The 19,339-nt window shown below is 54.7% G+C and carries 15 protein-coding genes and 1 pseudogene; 10 read left to right on the forward strand and 6 right to left on the reverse strand.

Annotated elements, in window-relative coordinates; genetic code table 11:
* The first annotated feature begins 11 nt into the window (after positions 1–11).
* Positions 12–1,466 (forward strand): NADH-quinone oxidoreductase subunit N, encoded by a 1,455-nt coding sequence (locus tag E4633_RS04915; protein WP_135869127.1) that lies wholly within the window; start codon positions 12–14, stop codon positions 1,464–1,466.
* A 329-nt stretch (positions 1,467–1,795) separates the two neighbouring features.
* On the opposite strand, the gene E4633_RS04920 is transcribed toward E4633_RS04915, so the two are convergent.
* Positions 1,796–4,828, reverse strand: coding sequence for a sigma factor-like helix-turn-helix DNA-binding protein (locus tag E4633_RS04920; protein WP_162604935.1), 3,033 nt, complete (start codon positions 4,826–4,828; stop codon positions 1,796–1,798).
* A 401-nt stretch (positions 4,829–5,229) separates the two neighbouring features.
* Between E4633_RS04920 and E4633_RS04925 the strand changes: the two genes are divergently transcribed.
* From E4633_RS04925 to E4633_RS04935, 4 genes are all read left to right on the forward strand, one after another.
* Entirely contained in the window at positions 5,230–5,880 is a 651-nt protein-coding gene (locus tag E4633_RS04925; RefSeq protein WP_135869129.1) for a hypothetical protein, read from the forward strand.
* 946 nt (positions 5,881–6,826) lie between these two features.
* Positions 6,827–7,393: a restriction endonuclease gene (locus tag E4633_RS04930; protein ID WP_135869130.1), complete on the forward strand. Its 567-nt coding sequence runs from the start codon at positions 6,827–6,829 to the stop codon at positions 7,391–7,393.
* A 160-nt stretch (positions 7,394–7,553) separates the two neighbouring features.
* A complete protein-coding gene (locus tag E4633_RS20940) occupies positions 7,554–7,874 on the forward strand; it encodes a GmrSD restriction endonuclease domain-containing protein (RefSeq protein ID WP_198419385.1) in 321 nt (106 codons plus the stop codon).
* A 108-nt stretch (positions 7,875–7,982) separates the two neighbouring features.
* Complete coding sequence (locus E4633_RS04935; RefSeq protein WP_198419386.1) at positions 7,983–9,125, forward strand: hypothetical protein; 1,143 nt, start codon at positions 7,983–7,985, stop codon at positions 9,123–9,125.
* A gap of 585 nt (positions 9,126–9,710) precedes the next feature.
* Here the strand turns inward: E4633_RS04935 and E4633_RS04940 are convergent.
* Together E4633_RS04940 and E4633_RS04945 are read right to left on the reverse strand one after the other, a co-directional pair.
* Positions 9,711–10,403: a hypothetical protein gene (locus E4633_RS04940; RefSeq protein WP_135869131.1), complete on the reverse strand. Its 693-nt coding sequence runs from the start codon at positions 10,401–10,403 to the stop codon at positions 9,711–9,713.
* Entirely contained in the window at positions 10,404–11,465 is a 1,062-nt protein-coding gene (locus tag E4633_RS04945; RefSeq protein ID WP_162604936.1) for a nucleotidyltransferase domain-containing protein, read from the reverse strand.
* Positions 11,466–11,710: 245 nt separating this feature from the next.
* Here E4633_RS04945 and E4633_RS04950 point away from each other — a divergent pair.
* Positions 11,711–11,977, forward strand: a pseudogene (locus E4633_RS04950) (transposase); the annotation flags it as partial.
* 304 nt (positions 11,978–12,281) lie between these two features.
* Here E4633_RS04950 and E4633_RS04955 read toward each other — a convergent pair.
* Positions 12,282–12,599, reverse strand: a complete 318-nt coding sequence (locus E4633_RS04955) for a DMT family transporter (RefSeq protein WP_135869134.1) — start codon at positions 12,597–12,599, stop codon at positions 12,282–12,284.
* Between the two features lie 218 nt (positions 12,600–12,817).
* Between E4633_RS04955 and E4633_RS04960 the strand changes: the two genes are divergently transcribed.
* The 4 genes from E4633_RS04960 to E4633_RS04975 all read left to right on the forward strand — a co-directional run bounded on the left by E4633_RS04960 (position 12,818) and on the right by E4633_RS04975 (position 17,216).
* The gene (locus E4633_RS04960; protein WP_135869135.1) at positions 12,818–13,303 is read left to right on the forward strand and encodes a VOC family protein; all 486 of its coding nucleotides are present in this window, start codon (positions 12,818–12,820) and stop codon (positions 13,301–13,303) included.
* 477 nt (positions 13,304–13,780) lie between these two features.
* Positions 13,781–15,046 carry a hypothetical protein gene (locus E4633_RS04965; protein ID WP_135869136.1) on the forward strand — a complete coding sequence of 422 codons (1,266 nt, stop codon included), beginning with the start codon at positions 13,781–13,783 and terminating at the stop codon, positions 15,044–15,046.
* Between the two features lie 302 nt (positions 15,047–15,348).
* Positions 15,349–16,086: a LytTR family DNA-binding domain-containing protein gene (locus E4633_RS04970; RefSeq protein WP_135869137.1), complete on the forward strand. Its 738-nt coding sequence runs from the start codon at positions 15,349–15,351 to the stop codon at positions 16,084–16,086.
* A 104-nt stretch (positions 16,087–16,190) separates the two neighbouring features.
* The gene (locus E4633_RS04975) at positions 16,191–17,216 is read left to right on the forward strand and encodes a rhodanese-like domain-containing protein (protein ID WP_162604937.1); all 1,026 of its coding nucleotides are present in this window, start codon (positions 16,191–16,193) and stop codon (positions 17,214–17,216) included.
* A 275-nt stretch (positions 17,217–17,491) separates the two neighbouring features.
* Here the strand turns inward: E4633_RS04975 and E4633_RS04980 are convergent, their stop codons facing one another.
* Both E4633_RS04980 and E4633_RS04985 read right to left on the reverse strand, forming a co-directional pair.
* Complete coding sequence (locus E4633_RS04980) at positions 17,492–18,397, reverse strand: hypothetical protein (protein WP_135869139.1); 906 nt, start codon at positions 18,395–18,397, stop codon at positions 17,492–17,494.
* Between the two features lie 189 nt (positions 18,398–18,586).
* Positions 18,587–19,285 carry a DUF3108 domain-containing protein gene (locus E4633_RS04985; RefSeq protein WP_135869140.1) on the reverse strand — a complete coding sequence of 233 codons (699 nt, stop codon included), beginning with the start codon at positions 19,283–19,285 and terminating at the stop codon, positions 18,587–18,589.
* Between the last annotated feature and the right edge of the window lie 54 nt (positions 19,286–19,339).

Below are 19,339 nucleotides of genomic sequence, written 5' to 3' on the forward strand. Positions count from 1 at the left end.
GAGGATTATAGATGGAAACAATTGCTATGCCGGCCATAAACCTGGCAGTGATCATGCCTGAGATACTACTCTCATGCATAGCCATGGTGCTGCTGCTCGTCAACGTCTTCGTGCCGGGCAATAACAAGGCCTACCTCGGTTACCTGAGCATCATCGGCCTTGCAGTGACCGCGGCGAGCGCCGTGGGCGGCTGGGGGCCGTCGGTATCAGCGTTCAACGGATCGGTAGTGCAGGACAACTTCGCGATCTTCTTCAAGGTGATCTTCCTCATCTCCGCGGGGCTCGCGATCCTGATCGCGGACCGCTACATGGCCCAGGAAGAGTGTAACCAGGGTGAGCTCTACCCCCTGATTCTTTTCTCCACCGTAGGTATGATGCTGATGGCGGCCGGTACCGACCTGATGGTCATCTTCCTCGGTCTCGAGCTTCTCTCCATCTGCCTGTACGTGCTGGCCGGCTTCAACCGCAACAGGCTGCAGTCGAACGAGGCGGGTCTCAAGTACTTCCTGCTTGGCTCCTTCTCCACCGGCTTCCTGCTCTACGGCATGGCGCTCACCTACGGCGCGACCGGCAGCACCAAGATCCACGCCATTTCCGCTTTCGTCATGGGTAACCCCGGTGTAGCGAACAACACCTTCTTCGTTGTCGGCATGCTGCTGATGGCCACCGGCTTCGCCTTCAAGATCGCGGCGGCACCGTTCCACATGTGGACCCCGGACGTCTACGAAGGCGCACCGACCCCGATCACCGCCTTCATGTCCGCAGGTCCGAAGGCAGCCGGCTTCGCCGCCTTCATCCGCGTGATGATCTTCGCCTTCCCGATGCTGAGGGTAGAGTGGGGGAACCTCCTGTGGGTCCTGGCCGTGCTCACCATGACCGTCGGTAACATCATCGCCCTTTCCCAGGACAACGTGAAGAGGATGCTTGCTTACTCCTCCATCGCGCATGCGGGTTACGCCCTGGTAGGTTTCGCCGCCGTCAACGCCGAAGGCGCCGCTGGCATCCTGTTCTACATGCTCTCCTACGCCTTCATGAACATCGGCGCCTTCGGGGTGCTCGTTCTCATCACCAAGAAAGGCGAGAGCAACGGCAACGTGCAGGACCTCGCAGGTTTCGGTCACAAGAAGCCGCTTCTGGCCCTGGTGCTCAGCATCTTCCTGTTCTCCCTGGCCGGCATGCCACCGACCGCAGGTTTCATCGGGAAGTTCTACCTCTTCAGCGCCGCCATCAAGGCAGGTTACATCTGGCTGGCCGTGATCGGCGTGCTGAACTCCGCAGCCTCCCTGTACTACTACCTGCGCGTCATGGTCTTCATGTACATGAAAGACCCGAGCGAAGACTTCGAGTGGGCCGGTGCAACCCCGGCAGTCGCCGTCTGCCTGCTGGTAGCCGTCGGTGCCACCCTGGTACTCGGCATGGTTCCGGGCACCGTCCTCGAGCTGGCACAGAAAGCCGTCCAGTTCTAAGACAAGCAGGATAGGCAAAGCAAAAAAACGAGGGCACCCGATTCGGGTGCCCTTTTTGCGTTTTGCGTTGCGAGCCAGAATTCAGACTTTTTCGATAGAAGGAGCCAGACGGAGTATCTGCCTAAGAAGCACTGCACGTGGCCTCACGTCCCCCCCCTTTGCGAAGGGGGGACAGGGGGGATTTGCCTTTATTCTAAGACCCTAGAGTGACTTGCCAGTCACTATTTGACACCGCCCTCCGCCAGGACGCAGGCCTCCTCACCTAGGTGTACACGCCGGACGCCCCCATGTCGTTCCAAGCACCTCAGTGCCCTCTGTGGTGCGGCTTTTTAGATTCCAGCTTCAAGCTCCGCCGCCCTTATCACATCCCCATCGATAACCACCCGCGGATCCTTCCCGGTGAGAAACAGCGCCGAGGGGGCGAGGCTGATCCCCTTCTTCTCGCAGGCAGCCATGAACTCCTTCTTCGGCGCACAGCCGCCGTGCCCGGTCAGCAGAGTTCGATAAAGAAGGTCGTTTAGCGTTTGTATGCCGTGGGGGTTGTCCACTGAAACGAACAGATCCTTCTGCCTGCCGATGTGGACGAAGTTTGAACCGGATACCAAGAGCCCATGGAGCAGCACCGGGGTCCAGGCGAGCCCGTGCGCGAGTTCAGGTAACTGCCCCGAATGGTCCGTGAGAATCGCGCGACACGATCCGTAAGGCTTGCCGAGCCCGGCTGCCTGCTCCAGATGCATCAGTGCGAGTGTCTCGATGGCGTACTGTTTTTCATCGTCCCACCCGAGGACTTTGCGCGCGATCACACAATCCCGCGTGTACCACAAAACCTTATGCGTCTTCCCTAGCCACAGTTGATAGATGTTGTTATGCAGAGGGTTAGTGCGGAAGGCCTCGAAAAGGTGCTTAGTAAGGCACGGCTTTTCCAGATCTTCCAAGTAGGCGTACACCCATTCAACGGGGGGAGCCGAAGTCCTGCTTGCAGGCGATTCGGCAGTCGCCAGTGCGGATTTGGGCGCATCCTCTACCCCCACATCTGTAACCGCTCCATGCTTTGTCACCTGGTACCTGCGAATAGGCTTCCGATGCAACTTGACCGTGCCAGGGAAAAACTGCTCCATGAAACAAAAGAGGTCGCTTGGCCGTATTATGCCGATGTTTCGGCATGCGTTCTGGTGCGCTCTGTATAGGGCGGCCTCGGTGAGTCCCGCCCCATCTTCTCCTGATGGAATCGCATCGATGATCCGACGCAACTGACCCGTAACGATGGGCACATGGTCGATATGAAGCAGAAAGTCACCGATCTGCAGGATGTTTGGTATGTGCTTTAAATGGCAGGACGCTTGCGGGATAGGGATGCCCAGGATGCCGAGCTCGAAACCTTTCACTTCCTCATGGGAGACGGCCCGATGCGCCTTGGCGATGAACTGCTCAAGCAGCATGGCAATCTTAGGCCTTGGGCCGGCATGGTCTTTCCCAAGTACATAGGGGAGTTCCTCGAAACTCATGGCGGGGCTGCCGACTATTTTCATACAGGAGTAGAGAGCGCGCGAATTAGGGACGCCTTCCGATCGGAGTCGGTCAGCGTATCGATCATAATGAATACCGTTAGCGCATATGCAGGGGACACCGCTCAGGTCTAATACCGCGGCCAAGCTTCCCATGATTTCATTGATAAGCAAAGTGGGTATGCTCAGCAATGAACGATGCTTGAAGGTTCCAGGGCCCCATAGCACAGCCCATCTGTGGTTTGTTAACTGGCGGTGAACGGATCTAGCGGTGACTGAAGTTTCCGGGTGAAGCAGCTTAAACATCCTACATGCCTCTTTGAAATGCATACCATCCGGTGCGGAGAGCAGGATCGCCTCCAGACCATCCTCGAGGATCGATTTTGTTTGCGGCCGTTCAAGGTGCAAAGCTTGGTCTTGAATCAAGAGGTTCTGTGAGTCCGCGATGAGCTCGGCAAGGCTCAACGAGAAAGAAGCGATATTGCGAAGTCCCGGGCACTGCTCTTTATGGCAGGCGCTGCGTACAACATCGAGTGCTTGGTGGAAGGACAAGGAGCCGTTTCCCGGGGGCGTGAGAGCCTCAAAAACGGCAGCGTCTGCGATCTCACAGCCGACGCAGCAAGGGGCGGTGAGCGTCATACGGAGAGGGGACGATTTCGTCGCCACGCGATATTTGGGCGAGAATCCCATGAGGACGGCAAGCGTCTCCTCCGAAGGGGGAGAGCTCCAACCGTTCATCGCCTGCAAGGAGAGGCAAAGCTCGTATGCATAGCGCGTCCCGCCACCGGTGATCATCAGGCGGTCGAGCAAATGCCAAAGGTAGTCCAGATGTTTGAGGTTTGCATCGTTGTTGAGCCTTCGAAGCAACTTGACTTCGATCTGTCGCACGCGCTCACTGCTAACGCCGAAATCCTTGCCCAGTTCCTGCAAAGAGACGTTATGGTGGTGCGGGCTATTGTGTTCCCTGACCAGGCGGTGTTCCAGGTCCGACCGCTTCGAGTTGTCCCGGTCAACATCCTTGCGGGTAACCTGCAAATACCGGTCGAGCAGCAGATCGAAGTCGAGATAAGAATCAGTCGGTATACCGGCGGCAGCGGACTCCGCGATCGCCCCGGCACGTCGTTGGAGCCCCCACAGGTATTGGATGGCGCGTAGGGCGGTGACCGAGAAGCCGAGCGTTTTGATTACGGAACGTTCCGTGATCTTTGCAACGACGTTCCAGGCAACCGCGCTAGTCGGAGCATCCACAAAGCCGAGGAGGGCGGGGAAGGGGAAATCAGGGACGATAAGCGGATCGAGCAGGCCCTCGGGAAAGCCGGCGTATAAAGATCGATCCTGGGGCTTTACGGCAAGTGTGGGCAGGGCGTCTCCCGGCAGCTGTGAAACACGTGTGATAGCATGCAGCAGGGCGGACAGGGCCGCATCGCTCAAGCCCGCTTCGAGCAGGTACTCTATGGTGAACGAGCAAAGAAGGTACGGAGTATCCTCCGGGAAGATGCCTGCGGCGCGCAGCCGCACCAGGTCAGCAGGAGGGAGCTTGATTGTTTCCGGCCATGCATACTGCGAAGACGAAGCGGCATCGGTGAATAACCCCGCGAGGGTGCTATTCAGGATGCTCCATTTTGAAGGGACGGCAGCCATTCGGGGAGCGGAAGCTTCGGAGGCAGCAGCACCCTCGGCGCAGCCCGAAGGTTGCGCCAAAGAGGAATGCATCGGCACGTAATCTAGCCGAACTCCTTCAAGCAGCCGTGTGAGTTCAGCCGTAGTTTTGGTGCCGCACCATCGGATCTTGGGGAGGCCGCGTTCGCTCAAGGCGATGAGGTCCTGGTGCGACTCGACCTTGAGATTGATGAGCACGTTACGCGCCCTGGTGGAAAGGTTTTTGAAAAGATGTGGCGGTACGGGAGCAGGTTCAGTCATGAGTGGGCAGGTCCCATCGCGAGGAATTATGAGCCGAATGAAACCATTGTATTAGACATTTGTAATATTGCAAGGGGGGTGGTGAGCTCCCGCACTCACCTGCGGACCGAAGCCTACGGAGGGTGAAGGCAGGGAGGACCGGGCTAGGAAGGAGGCACGTATGGTGTTTTTGAGTGGTGGAGGGAAGGCGTCACGCGGGGGAGACCAGCGCGGGACGCCCTACGTTTCATACGGAGTTTGGAAAAAAACGCCAGGCAAGGCTTGACTAAAAATTGGCGCAGGCTAATATTCATCGCGTCTGCCGATGCGAGGCAGGTAACCCATGAAAGGAGGCCATTATGTCGGTACCGAAGCACGAACTGTCGCATCTCTGGAAGCTTTCTGACGGCGACCTCATGCAGGAAGCTCGCACCTTTGGGGGAAGGTTGAGGGGGCACGCTGCCTTCCAAAATGTCGGACCTCATGTGCCAGTGGGTGATACATTCGACACGCTGGCGGACGCACTTGGGGAGAAGTCGAATGCGGCGAAGGGTGGCGGCAAACGGATGGTCGAAGACAGGGACAAGGCACGCGAAAATATATTCACGGCCTTTACCTTTGCCGGTCAGCACTCAGTGATGGTCGCCACGCATGAAAACAATCCCTCGCTGATGGACATTGGCTACGAACTGCGCCACAGGACCTATACGAGCAAGCCGGCGACCACCATCCTGCCGGGGCAACCCGGCAAAGTGGACCTGAAACCGGGGCCGAAGGGGTCCGGGATCTTCTATGTGGTGGTGAACAAGTGTCAGGGCATGGGCAGTCTCGAGGTCCAGTACACGGACAACCCGAATGACGAGTCTTCCTGGAAAAGTGCAGAAAGGTCTTATAGGTGTAAAGTGGAGCTGAAAGGCGAGTTGGTCAAGCGGTACTACATCCGGACGAGGTACCACAACAATGCCGGATACGGTCCTTGGTCCGCAGTAGTCGACATCGTGCTGAGTTAACCCGCATTCCTGGTGCGGCTGCAGAGACCGACCTGCAGCCGCACACCTGCCTCGCTACTTCCAAACGATCCACACTTCTTGCCGCCTCACCTTGCAGGATCTCCCAGCAGCAAATGAAACGCCGCGGGCCCTCCAGGATCTCGGCATCGCCCAGGTTTTCCTCAATGCGTGCCTTGTTTCCTCCCTCTCCTTCCGGGAGAGGGTCGGGGTGAGGGCAATCCCACCTCTGGCCCACTTGCTGAATTCAAAACGTAATACCTTCAACCTCCAACCTCGGCAGTAAATTGGAAACCCGTGACATTGAACCTCCGGCGCCGGTAGTAAATTGAGAGCGCCAGAGGTTGAACCTCCAGCGTCGCAAGCAAATTGAAAACGCCAGAGGTTGAACCTCCAGCGTCGGGAGTAAATTGAAAACGCCAGAGGTTGAACCTCCAGCGTCGGGAGTAAATTGAAGACGCCAGAGGTTGAACCTCCAGCGTCGGGAGTAAATTGAAGACGCCAGAGGTTGAACCTCCAGCGTCGGGAGTAAATTGAAAACGCCAGAGGTTGAACCTCCAGCATCGGGAGTAAATTGAAATCGCCAGAGGTAGAACCTCCAGCGTCGCGAGTAAATTGAAATCGCCAGCGGTTGAACCTCTAGCATCGGGAGTAAATTGAGAACGCCAGAGGTTGAACCTCTAGCATCGGGAGTAAATTGAGAACGCTAGAGATTGAACCTCCAGCGTCAGGAGTAAATTGGGAGCGCAAGAGGTTGAACCATCAGCAGCCTCGGTCATAGGTAGTAATCCCCGTTCATCCCCTTCATCCCTGGTTAATCGCCTTTCCTTTGCGTCTTGGCGTCTCTGCGTGAGTAAATTGGTTTGTGGTGTTGAATTTTCTTTAACAATCTCCTCGCGTATGTTAATGATGTTTACGCTATCCCCCCTTAGGAGTTTCGCAAAATCCCATGGCACGAAGACCGCGCACAAGTCCGTTACAAGATCTCATTATCATCGCCAGCAAGTCCCCGTGGTGGATCTCAGTCATTCTTGCCGTCGTATCCTTCATGATTTTCCGTGCACTCCCCTCCCAAAATCCCGGCAACCTTGTGTCGCCCATCTTTGCTCTGTTCGGCCAGTTCTTTCTCGCGCCCGCCTTTCTAGTCGCAGCAGGTATCTCCGCGTTCAACTCCATGAAGCAGCGAAAGCTTTACGAGACGGTCAAGTCGCGTGCTGATGTCGCGTCGCTGAACGAGATGAGCTGGGGCGAGTTTGAAACCTTGGTAGCTGAGCATTTCAAGCAAAAGGGGTTTGAGGTCGCTCGAGAGGGTGGTAGCGGGCCGGACGGCGGCATCGATCTCGTTCTGCGCAAGGGAAGAGAGAAGCACCTGGTGCAGTGCAAGCAGTGGAAAGCGTACAAGGTGAGCGTCCAGCCGGTGCGAGAATTTTACGGAGTAATGGCCGCAGCAGGAGCGTCGGCGGCTCCTGCGTGCCTTCACCAAAGATGCGGAGTAGAAGCCTCAATCTTAAACTGATAGTCGGCTAAAAGCAAAAATCTATCATCGGGGCAGTCGCCAACCCAGTATCAGAGTCTTCGTCAGCTAATGTTGCCCCTCAGTCTTATTGTTTATGAAATACTGGCATCTGAATGAGGATACAGAAAGTATGATGTAAATTCACCCCTAGGAGGCAAGTATGGCACCTACTAACAAGATAACTCCTTCCAGTCCTCGGTTGGCTACCTTATTGTCTGACGTAGAGCGAGGAAATATAAAAATCCCAGTATTCCAGCGCCAGTATATATGGTCTGATGAACAGATAATAAGTCTCTTGGACTCAATATATCGTGGCTATCCAGTCGGATCTCTATTGTTGTGGTCCACCAAAGAAGTGTTAAAACACGAGCGGAACATAGGAGGATTTGTTTTACCAAGCACTCCAGAGGATTATCCTGTTAATTACATACTTGATGGCCAACAACGTCTGACCACGTTATATGGCGTTTTTCATTCATAGGATAAGACTAATGATGTTGAACTCGCTGACCGCTTTAATATCTGCTACGTCCCCCAGGATGACGAATTTGTACATTACAAAGCCGCACCTGGCAAAAACAAGATCTTCATGCGGGACATTCTTGACACTAGCAAATTGTTGACTCAACTCTCTTCATTTTCACCGGAAGAAAGTAAAAATATTGCTTTAGTTACAGAACGATTCAAAGACTACGAATTTCCAGTGGTAACCATAAAGGAGCGTACCAACAAGGAAGTTTGCAGTGTTTTCCAAAGGATAAATTCATCCGGGACCCCCTTGAGCAATATAGAGCTACTTGCTGCTTGGACGTGGTCAGATCAGTTTGATTTAAGACAAGAAATTGAAGCGCTCTTAGATTCCCTTGCGGATAAGGGGTATGAACAGATAGACCAACCCTTGCTGATGCGGATGTTGTCTTCTATAACAATACAGTCTATTGACTCAGAAGATCTTATAGATGTTGTCCCCGAGAAGTTGATTGAGGGAATACAGTTGTTAAAGAAAGCAATTTTTTCGGCTGTTGATTTTTTAGAAGGGCAACTTAAAATTCGAAATGTTATTTTTTTACCATTTCCAATAATGCTCATACCGATAACAAGATTTTTTTCGCTATTGCCAAAGCCTTCGTCGGCTCAATTGCAGCAGCTTAAAAAATGGTTTTGGCATTGTGCACTAACTCAACGTTATAGAGCTGGTACAAATAGAATGGTACTGGAAGACCTAAAAATGATTGAGGCTATTGCTGAAGGTGGAATCCCGTTTGATTTTTCAAATTTTGCCATTTCGAGTGACTTGTTCACCAAGACGTGGCGTATCAATTCTACGGCCGCAAAAGCGGCGTTGTGTCTAATGGCTCAGGGCCGTCCACGCTCATTATTGACAGGAAGTGAGGTTGACTTAGGCACGGTGTTATCATCTTACAATGCACGTGAGTTCCATCATATTTACCCAAAAGGATATCTGTCGAACCTTGGAATAGGATTTCACGAAGCAAATATTATCGCCAATATTTGTTTCCTTTCTTCATATGATAATAAAACAGTTAGCGATGAAGAACCATCAAGTTATTTTATGAAAATACCATTGGCGCATAAAGACAATATCTTATCTTCTGCTTTCATACCCAAAGAAGCAGCCAATGGCACTATGTCCTTTAAAGAATTTATTGAGGCCCGGACTGTAGTTCTTGTAAATAACGCAAATCAGCTAATATGCAATGGTCATCTATAGGCGATGTTAAGGCCATGGCGGAAGTGAATTTTCTGCACTTTTGCTCTTGTTGCTGCCATTGACAGACACCACGTTAAGCGAGTAAGGCTCGCGGTAGGGGTGATCCGTGAAAAGCTTATACACAGTCCACAGACATGCTGTACCGTTGCTTGTCTTATGCTCAAAGTTTGTAGGCAAGGACCGGCGTGGCTGATTGGGCCGAGCTGCTGATCTGGGGGTGCAAGACTGCAAAATTTGGTTGATTTTGCCTATTTAGCTACCGCCGGCAGCGGATACTCCCCTGGTGTCATCCTGCGGGATAATGAATGGCAGGATATTTTCTATGTGAGATTACCCGGTAAAGGTTTTACCTGCTTCTCCAAGAGAGGATCGAAAGGTTGAGCCATTCGATCCTCTCTTTCTGCACGATGACCACGCTGCCGCCGCGCGACCAACTTTGCCCTGTGCGCTCGTTGCTGTTCGCAGCAACTATGCGAATTGGTTGCCGATGAGGTAAGGGCAAGGCCCGGATCTGACTGGTGGAGCATAGTGAGGAGCACTGGGAGATGGGAGGACGTCGTTGTTCTTCGGCAGGGGGCGTTGCTTTTAACCGTTTCCTAACGCGTGCAATGCTGCTGACAGCTCTTCCTCAATTGCTTGGGCGGGTACTTGACTTTCAATTATTATTGGGACGTTAGAAGGTATAAGAGAGGATATTTCCCTGTATGCGCTGATTGCCGATGGAGACAAGCGTGTATGACTGCTTTGCGTTCCGACTTCACTTATGTGTACTTGAGAAATACGTCTTGAAAACGCCTTGGCAATAAGATACGCTTCTGTCATTGACGCATCATATTGTCTAGCATGAGCAAGATCGAAGCAAAGAGCAGCATCGGGAAGAATATCAAATATCTCTTGTAACTCGAAAACGTTTCTACCAGTAGGTTTTCTTTTATCCATATTTTCCAGCATCAGGAAGTTTTTAAAGCAACGCCACTTGCTAAAATCATAAATTGCGTCAGGATGAACAACGATGGGCCACCCCTTTTGTTTGAAGTTCAACAAAAGATGGATTACTTGGTCTTCATCATCTTTGTGAAAGTTGCTCGGAGCATGCACAGATACAAAAGAATACTTTGACAAATTAAGTGAATTCATAGAAATAACCATAGGATCAAGCTCATGTCTTCTTAGTGCTGAAAGCTCTACGGCAGTGGCAGAAGATTTATCCAACCACGTGAGGGCTCTTTTAAAATCCCCAAGAGTTAAAGATCCTGTTGAAAAACCTATAGCTCTCATTTAGAACACCCCATACTTTTTCATTAGAGGATATAATTTGGTCCCGTTCTCTTCAAGAAATATTTTATCCAATGCGTTTTGGAAGGAATGACCAAGTTCCCTCGCTTGCTGATACACCAAGTCTTGATCGGCCTCTGCTGGAATTACACTTTTTAGTCTGTCTCGAGAGTTTTCATCATCAAGAATTCCAATGAAGCCATCATAGCTGGTGAAAAGTTCATTCGCTGCTTGGTGTAAAGGCTCATATTTAGCTAAAAGGTTCGCCATCCTGTCTAAAGGGGAAAGTGAAACTTGTTTAACTAGAAAATCAACAGCTGGGTGTGTCAAATCCAACTCAGATCCTCCACTAATTGCTTCTTTTAAAGATTCGTCCATGTCACAGCTGAAGCACGCAATTAATCCGGATGCGAAAGTAAGCTTTCGGGAAATTCGAAGTTTTATTGTACGGACCCCCCATCCATTGCCCCGTCGTTCCTTACGTTTATAGGCAAAATCCACAGCCATTGTTCGCCAATAGCGGACGATGTCATTGAGTAGGAACCTTGGGACGGTCACCTGCTTATGCATCCATCCCCAATCCTCAGTAACATATCGTTTAAGAACTTGTTTGACAACACGGTCATAAGCATCGGACGGCCCTATTGGTACCGATTCGAGGAGAAGAAGTATCCGTTGGGTAGTGTTTTTGTTAGTGTCATTTCCACCGCCAATCTTGTGAATGATGTCATGGCTAATAGAAATTCCCCCAAAGATCTGTTCTCCTCCAGGAGGATTGAGGCCCAAATCCTCTAAAGCAGACGCAATATCATGACTTACGTCAAAATGTTCAGAGTTTGCCAAGCCATCGATTAAAAGAGTCCAGTCAATGTCGCTACCTTTTGTTACCTCATCGCGAGCAACGGAGCCAAAAGCTACGATGCTCGTGTCTACAGGGGCAAGAGGCGCTACTTTTTTTAAAAGTTCAGCTTTCTTTCGTGCCGTATTTTCTCTTGCTCTCCTTAGATGAGCCCAGTCAGCTCCAAGCAAACGTTCAAGCGCTTCAAGTGGCTTCAATTCTTGCATATTCAGATCCTCCAGCTGTTTGTTAAACCTAGGTAGACTACTCCTATCAGCGTATATTTTCAACCTCTGTATGAGAGAGGCCGCGGGGAGCATTTCTGAGAGAAAGGGAAGCAGGGGGGGAAATGGGGACGCTCATGAAATTGGCCGATTAACGCTAATCTTCAGCAGATTGCTTTTTAAGACGTTTTCTGTCGCACCTTAACAGTAGGATCGCCGTGAACGATCACCCTTACAAGGAGTCGGACATGGCGCAGAATCGAATCCAGTTTCAGAAGGGCCTTAGCTTACCCGATTTTCTCCGCGATTTCGGAACTGAAGAGCAATGCGTTACCGCACTTGAGCAGATGCGATGGCCGCAGGGATTTGCATGCCCAACTTGCGGGAGCTCACGTTTCTGCGTTGTGTATCATGGCAAGGTAAAGACCTGCCAGTGTAAGAGCTGTCATAGCCAGACTACGGTAACCAGTGGGACGATCTTTCACTCGTCAAAACTGCCTCTAACGATCTGGTTTTAGGCAATGTACTTCCTGGATCCAAGGGGGACACGTATAAGATTATAACTTTCTGGTGGGCGGCACGGGCTAGGGGATGGGGGGTATCGCTTCTAGACAAAGACCTCCATCCCCTTGCGGTTAAGGATGTTGATCAGCTTGAGGGGAGGCGAGGGGACGCTGGTTACTTATGTAACTTATTAATACTGCCTGGACAAAGTGAAAGGGGCAGCACCTGACTGTTAAAAGTGCCAGGTGTTGCCCCTTTTGTCGTGAGGGGATGTTGCTGAGATTTTGACTTTTGATTTGCTGTCTCGCTCTCTTCTCAATGGGCGATCTTCAGGGTAGCAACGCCAGCCACGATAAGTGCTACGCCTGCGTATCTAGCTATTGATGTGGGGTCGCCGTAGTAGAGAACACCGACCAGAAAAGTTCCGGCAGCGCCTATGCCTGTCCAAATGGCATAGGCTGTGCCGATCGGGATTTGTCGTTGAGCCATCCAAAGAAAGATTCCACTGAGTGTCATGAAAACAACTGCGGCACCAATGCCCAGCCATCTACTCTCCTGTACTTGTGCCATTTTTAAACCTACCGGCCAACCTATCTCAAAAAGGCCTGCAAGAACCAAGTAAAACCAAGCCATAATATCTCCTTAGACTGATGCTAAAGTAGAGGATATGTAGCACTCCTTACTCAAAATCGCAACGTCCACCCGATTCCCCCGTGCCGTGGGGTCTGAGATTTTGACATTCCATGAGCGGTTGCTAGAGTTGGGTCCGAAATGAATTCGGACGTGCAACGTCCCGTAGCTGTGAGCGCATGGTTTGCTGCGGCAATGGTGGCATCAAATGGAGACATGACATGAAAAAGCCTGCAAAGAATACGATTTGCCTTTGGTTCGATGGCGACGCGGAAGAGGCGGCGCGCTTTTACGCGGAGATCTTTCCCGATTCGTCGGTTGATGCGGTGCACCTTGCCCCTGGTGATTACCCGTCAGGAAAGCAAGGTGATGTGCTGACGGTCGAGTTCACCGTCATGGGCATACCTTGTCTCGGGCTCAATGGCGGACCGGAGGTCAAGCACAACGAGGCGTTCTCGTTCCAGGTCGCTACCGAGGACCAGGCGGAAACCGACCGGTACTGGAATGCAATTGTCGGCAACGGTGGGCAAGAGATCGTCTGCGGCTGGTGCAGGGATAAGTGGGGCATTTCGTGGCAGATCACCCCGGTCGCCTTGACGGAGGCGATAACCGATCCCGATCCCGCCGCCGCGAAGCGCGCGTTCGATGCCATGATGCAGATGGTGAAGATAGACATCGCCGCCATAGAGGCCGCGCGTCGAGGCTGAGGTTTCAACCGGCGCAAACCTGGAGAAGGGGGATGCTCGGAGTTAGAGCTCCCCCTGTGTGCAGCTTTGTAACGTCTTGGCTGTTCCAAAAGCGGTACTTGTTCCAGCTTGTATCGCTTTTGGTGTTCCGCTTTATTCCACGTTGTAAGAAGTTCCTACCATTTTGGAAAACACCTGCCTGTAAAAATTTCATTGTTTACAAATAGTAATGATTCCTGCGCAAAGAAACATGGCGTCTGGAATTGATGTCGGTATATCAATTGCTATAAAGGCATTCTATTTAACTGTATCCAAATTTCGCTGCACTACAGCTGCATGGCTGTGCAGATACAGTAACAAAGCTGCTTTGTATTACATGTGCAAATATTGTCTTACAAAAACATCTTTTGAAGAAGCAGCAATGCAGCGGCTCATAGTAAAAGCCGCTTTTTAAATAGATGCTGATGCAATGATGGATTCACTCAACCAGGGGGTAACATGCAGAAAAGTAAAATAACGATGCTGGCAGCGGTATTGGCTGTCGCAGCGAGCGCACAGTCGGTGCAGGCCTTCGAGATAGGCGGGGCCAACGGGTGGAAGTTCTCCACGGACGGCTTCCTCAATGTCTTCGCCACTTACGAGTCAGTCGGACGGCGCCCGGTCGGCGTCATCGGCGGCGAGATCGGCGGCGACCAGACGGGTACGGGCGAGAGCCAGCAGCAGTTCAGGGTGAGGACGGGCCTGCTCCCGGTGGGCGTGGGTCTTAACATCCAGTCTCCCACCACCAACGGGGTGGATTACGCGGTACGTCTCGGACTCTACCCGCAGGTTCAGAACAACGGGGGGAGCCGCACCGACCTTTCGCCGAACATCGACTTCCGCGAGATCAACATGACGGCGACCGGTGCTTTCGGCCAGGTCCTTGCCGGCCGCGCCATCAACCTCTACCAGGCCAAGAACATCCTCACTGACATGACGCTGTTCGGGGCCGGAGTGATCGGGCCGGTGAACAACGGGCCGACCATGGGGCACATCGGCTACGGCTACCTGTATCCCAACTTCGGGGCCCAGATCAGGTACACCACGCCGGATATGAACGGCTTCAAGGTCGCCTTCAGCGTGAACGACACGAACGACATCGGTGCGGCGACGATCCGCAACGTGCCGCGCCTGGAGAGCGAGATCTCTTACGCCAAGGACTTCTCCGGCGGGAAGTTCCAGGGCTGGGTGTCGGGGCTCTACCAGCAGGCGAGCTTCTCCTCCGCCCAGACGGTAACCGTTCCGGTGACGCTGAACCCGGACGGCAGCATCACGCCGGAGCATACCGTTGCAGCGGTGCGTCCGGGTGGTCACGTGACTTCGGTTGGCGGGGCGGGGGGCGTTCAGCTCGATGTGGGTGGGCTTCAGCTCCTCACCTCCTGCTACGGCGGAAAAGCACTCGGCATGCTGGGGATGCAGGGCGCGGACGCGCTCTCCGCGGACGGCAGGGAGAGAACCAACTGGGGCTTCTTGAACCAGGCGACCTACAAGGTGACCCCTGTGGTGAAGTTGGGCGTCAACTACGGCCAGAGCAGGGCGGAACTTGCCGGCAACGACACGGAGCTGAACATCCAGAAACAGCAGGCGGCGGTGGTTGCGGTGACCTACAACGTGAACCCGTTCGTCCAGATCATCGGCGAGTACACCTGGGCGCAGGACCGCTGGTTCAACGGCGCCACCCAGGACGCCAATATCGGCGCTATCGGGACCTTCATATACTGGTAGCGATTTCGCCACCTGCGAGGCTGCGGGTGGCGAAAAATCCAGTCTGTGATCCCTTCGCCCAGTTGGAATGACAAAGGCAAATCCCCCCTGTCCCCCCTTCGCGGAACGCTACGGGGGGCAGGCTCCCCCTTCGCAAAGGGGGGGACGTCAGGGCTCCGGCAACGCTTCGTGGGGGAACTCGGCCGCATTTCCCTAAGAGTGTATAAAGCCACTTCCTTTAACCGGGCTGCCTTTGCGGACGTCGCGACCGGGACGCCGCGTTTTGCTTGCATCGACTCTAAAAAGTGGCTAGAGTCCGGCTCATGTCACTGGAACAGTACCTGAGCGAGCAAGGCAACAGTATGGAGATCGGTCTGGTGCTCCTGTCGGAGGATTGGCAGGTGCTCGGCATGAACGAACATGCGCTGGGCGTCGCCGGTCCCGACATGGCGCCGGTGGGCCGGAACCTGTTTCAGATGCATCCTCCGAAGAGCCGGGAGAAGGTCCGCGGCGTCCTGGACGAGTTGTCGGGGCTGCAGGAGTCGAAGTCGAGATCGATGGTGATCGATTTCCTCGGCAAGGTCCTGATGATCAGCCTGTCGCGCCTCATGGTGCCGGGGAGCGCCATAGCTTGGGCGGTTTCCTTCATGGATCTCTCGGAACAGACCGGCGCCCGAACCAACCCGACAAGCGGTCACCTCGAACTGAAAAAGATGCCGATCTACGAAAACGGCGCCTTCCATTTCCTCTCGGCGGACCAGGTACACCTGATCGAGGCCGACGGCAATTACTGCCGCATCCATACCCCGCGCAAGAAGTTTTACCTCCTGATGAGCCTCAAGGCGGTCCTTGAGCGCTTTCCGACCGTCGACTTCCTGAAGGTGCACAAGAGTTTCGTGGTGAACCTAAGACACGTGAAAGCGATCGGGCCTGCCGGGGAGAACCGCATGGTAGTCTCTTTCCACGACCCCGCCATCCCCCCCGCTCCCGTTTCCCGCCGCCTGGTGCCCGCGGTGAAGAAGGCGCTCTCGGCCGCCACCACCGTTCGTCCCTTGGATTGACCCGTTCATCAAGTTCTCCTTGAGCCTCAGGCAGCGGAGTGGGATAGTGCGCGGCAACGGCGTTACCCTGTATGGGGACATTTTCTGTTCGAAGGAGAAGTGCTATGAGGTTCAGTAACTGCAGATTGATCACCCGTATGGCGGTCCTGCTGGTTTGTCTTGCCGTCCCGGCATGGGCCGGTGCGGGCGGGGCGCAGAGCCAGGAAAAGTCCGTGCAGGCGGGAACGGCCCAGTTGTCGGAGGAGATCCTGAAGAGAAGCACGGTTTTCTTTGCTGCTCCGCCGTTCATGCCGGCTGAGAACGTGTACGAGGACGTCGTGAAAGACCACGAGCAGGGGTATTTTATCGTGAGCCTGCAGTCCCGCGCCGAGTTCGCCAAGGGGCACGTGCCCGGTGCAGTGAACATCCCGTTCGAGGAGATCACGGAGCAGAAATCCCTGGCGCTGTTGCCGCGCGACAAAATGATCGTGTTGACCTGCGACGACGGGCACCGATCCATGATGGCGTCGCTTTACTTCAACCAGCTGGGCTACAGCGCCACCACCATGCCTATGGGGCTAAGCCACTGGAACCGCGCCCAATCGGCGGCTCCTTACACCGCTTCGGCGGGTTACCCGGTGAGCACGGAGAAGACGGAAGCCGTACCCGGCAAGAAGATCCCCACGGTTCCGGGTAAGGGTGCCGAGGGGGACGCGCTCATCACCGAGCGGACCAAAGCGGTGCTTGGCTCCGGGAAGCCTTTCTTCATGGACCGCGCGGAGCTTCACCGGGAGCAGGCCAAAGACGGGGGCAAGGGGGTGTTCGTCTTCAGCATCCAGCGTCCTGAGGACTACGCCTTGGGGCACGTTCCCGGCGCGGTCAGCATCCCGTTCTCCCAGATCGCCACCATGGAGAGCCTCGGCAAGCTGCCGACGGACCGGAAGATCGTCGTGGTCTGCTACATCGGTCACATCGGGGCGGCGGTCACCCTCATGCTGAACCAGCTGGGGTACGATGCCTACGATCTGCGCTTTGGCACCATGGGATGGAACGACACGACGGAGGGGCTCGGCAAGATGAAGGGGTTTCTGCTGAATCTAGGGCTGGATAACAGGTACCCCGTGGAGGGGGAGAAGGCTAAGGGGGACTGATAGGGCGTAAATCCCCCCTGTCCCCCCTTTGCCAAGGCTATGGGGGGCAGGCTCCCCCTTTGCCAAGGCTATGGGGGGCAGGCTCCCCCTTCGCAAAGGGGGGAGCGCCAGTTCAAACGCGGCGCTGCGTAGGCATGTGTATCCGTCTCCCCAGAATTCCCGGATTTACTTTCCAAGGGGAGGACGGGGCGGAAAGTAGTTCTAAAAAACAAAGGCACCCGGTTCATCGGGTGCCTTTGCTCGTTTGAGGATGGGAAACGCTCGGGGCATCTCGCCTAGTACCTCGGACGGTACCTCTCGCCGCGGGAGACGGGGCGGTAGAGACGGCCGTCGTAGCGGCCGACATCACGACGGTAGCGCCGGTACTCGACATCGCGGTAGTGACGTATGTTCACCACCTCGTACTGGACGAAGAGCGGAGGGTAAGAAGTCCTGGGGACGTAGGTCCAGGGACCGTTGTAGTAGGGACCGCGGAACCAGTTGCCGCCGCTGTAATAGTAATACTCGTTCCCGGTGTAGACGAGCTCGTAGGGGACGGAGACCGCCACGTAGGCGTTCAACTGCGGTGAGTAGATGAACTCGGGCGGCTCCTGCTCGTACTCTTCAGGCGCCGGAACGAGTACCGGCGCCGGGGGAGGCGGCGCTACAACGGGCGGTCCCGGAGGAGGGGGAGGTACGACGCGCTCGGGAGCGGGCTCGGGCGGCGGCGGGGGCGGGACTGCCGCGACGCGTGTCGCTGCCGGTTGCCGCGCACCCGGGACTTGGTTTCCGTAGGTGTACATGCACTGGACGTAGGAGTTGTCGTAACGCCGCTGCGCTTCGACGCCGTAAACCTCCGAGGCGCCGGAGCCGGCTGCGGCACCGAACAAAAGGCCGGTCGCGGCCCCGATCGCGGCGCCCGCTCCCGCGTGCCCGGAAGCGGCCCCGAGTGCTGCGCCTGCGCCGGTGCCGACCGCGGTGCCGACGACCGCGCTCGTCGCCATGTTACGGTCATAGGTCTCCTGGACCGGAGAACCAAGCTGTGACTGCGCCCAGTTCCTGCAGGTGGAATCCTCCTGCATGAAGGTCTCGAAGGACTTTCCCTTGGAAGGAAGGACCCTGACGCTCGGGCCGTTGGGCACGGTCACACACCCGCTCAGCATGGTAACCAACAAGATACTTTGTAGTACGTGTCTTCTCATCGAATCCCCCAGCTCGTGCATCGTGCTTCGATGCGGCATGGTCTTTGGTATCGCCGAAACGGATTTTTCCGCAGCGTGCGCTGTTACATTGACAAAGAAATAGGGAAAAAATGTGGCAGAAATGTGGAAAAAAGTAAAGGGGAGGTAAATGTAACGGTATTAATGGTCAGGGGGCACTGTCTAAGCGGGCTATTTGAGGGTGAGAACCATCTCTCCGACCTTTAGCTTCGTCTTCATCTTCAATGGGATATGGCGGGTATCGTCGGAAAACCAGAAGGTGGTTCCGCCGACCTTCGAGAGGACGCCATTCGCCTTGAGCGTCGAGACGACCACCACGGTGGTGACCGTCCCCTGCCGCGTCGTCAGTTGTTGCCGCTTCGTCACGCGCGCCTCGGCGTTCCAGAGGCGTTTCCCATCGTAGATGTCGAAGAGGATACTCGTCCCGGGAGCGAGGGGGCGGGAGCGGAGAAAATAGAGGGAAGAAAGGTCGTCATGGGTCTCGGCCGTGATGGCCTCTTTCTTTCGGGTGTTCCTGACGAGGTCCGTTGTTTCGGCCTGCAGCCCCTTGAAGTCGAAAACGACTTCATTCCGGGTATGGTGTCTTCCCTCGTTGATGGAAGCGCGGTAGATATGCGGACGGCCGTCCGCCGACATGACTGACTCGATGTGGTCTTCGATGCGGAAAATAGTGGAGACGAGCCCCGCGGAGCGGATCGTGTTCACGGCCTTGAACCCGTCTTCCTGTCTGGTGAGCTCTATGACGGCGCTCCCTGCGCTGATGCCGTTCCAGGTCGCGTCGTAGACGAGCCGCTCCGGGGGCGGGAAGGCGTGCGCCGGGTGGATGGGCGCGGTTAGGAGCAGCACGATTCCGAGGAGGAAATTTTTCATCCGAACAGCTTACCCTGCAAAGGGGAAATTTTAACCGCTGCCGACGATTATTTT

Source organism: Geomonas terrae (genome assembly GCF_004791675.1).
Taxonomy (GTDB): domain Bacteria; phylum Desulfobacterota; class Desulfuromonadia; order Geobacterales; family Geobacteraceae; genus Geomonas; species Geomonas edaphica.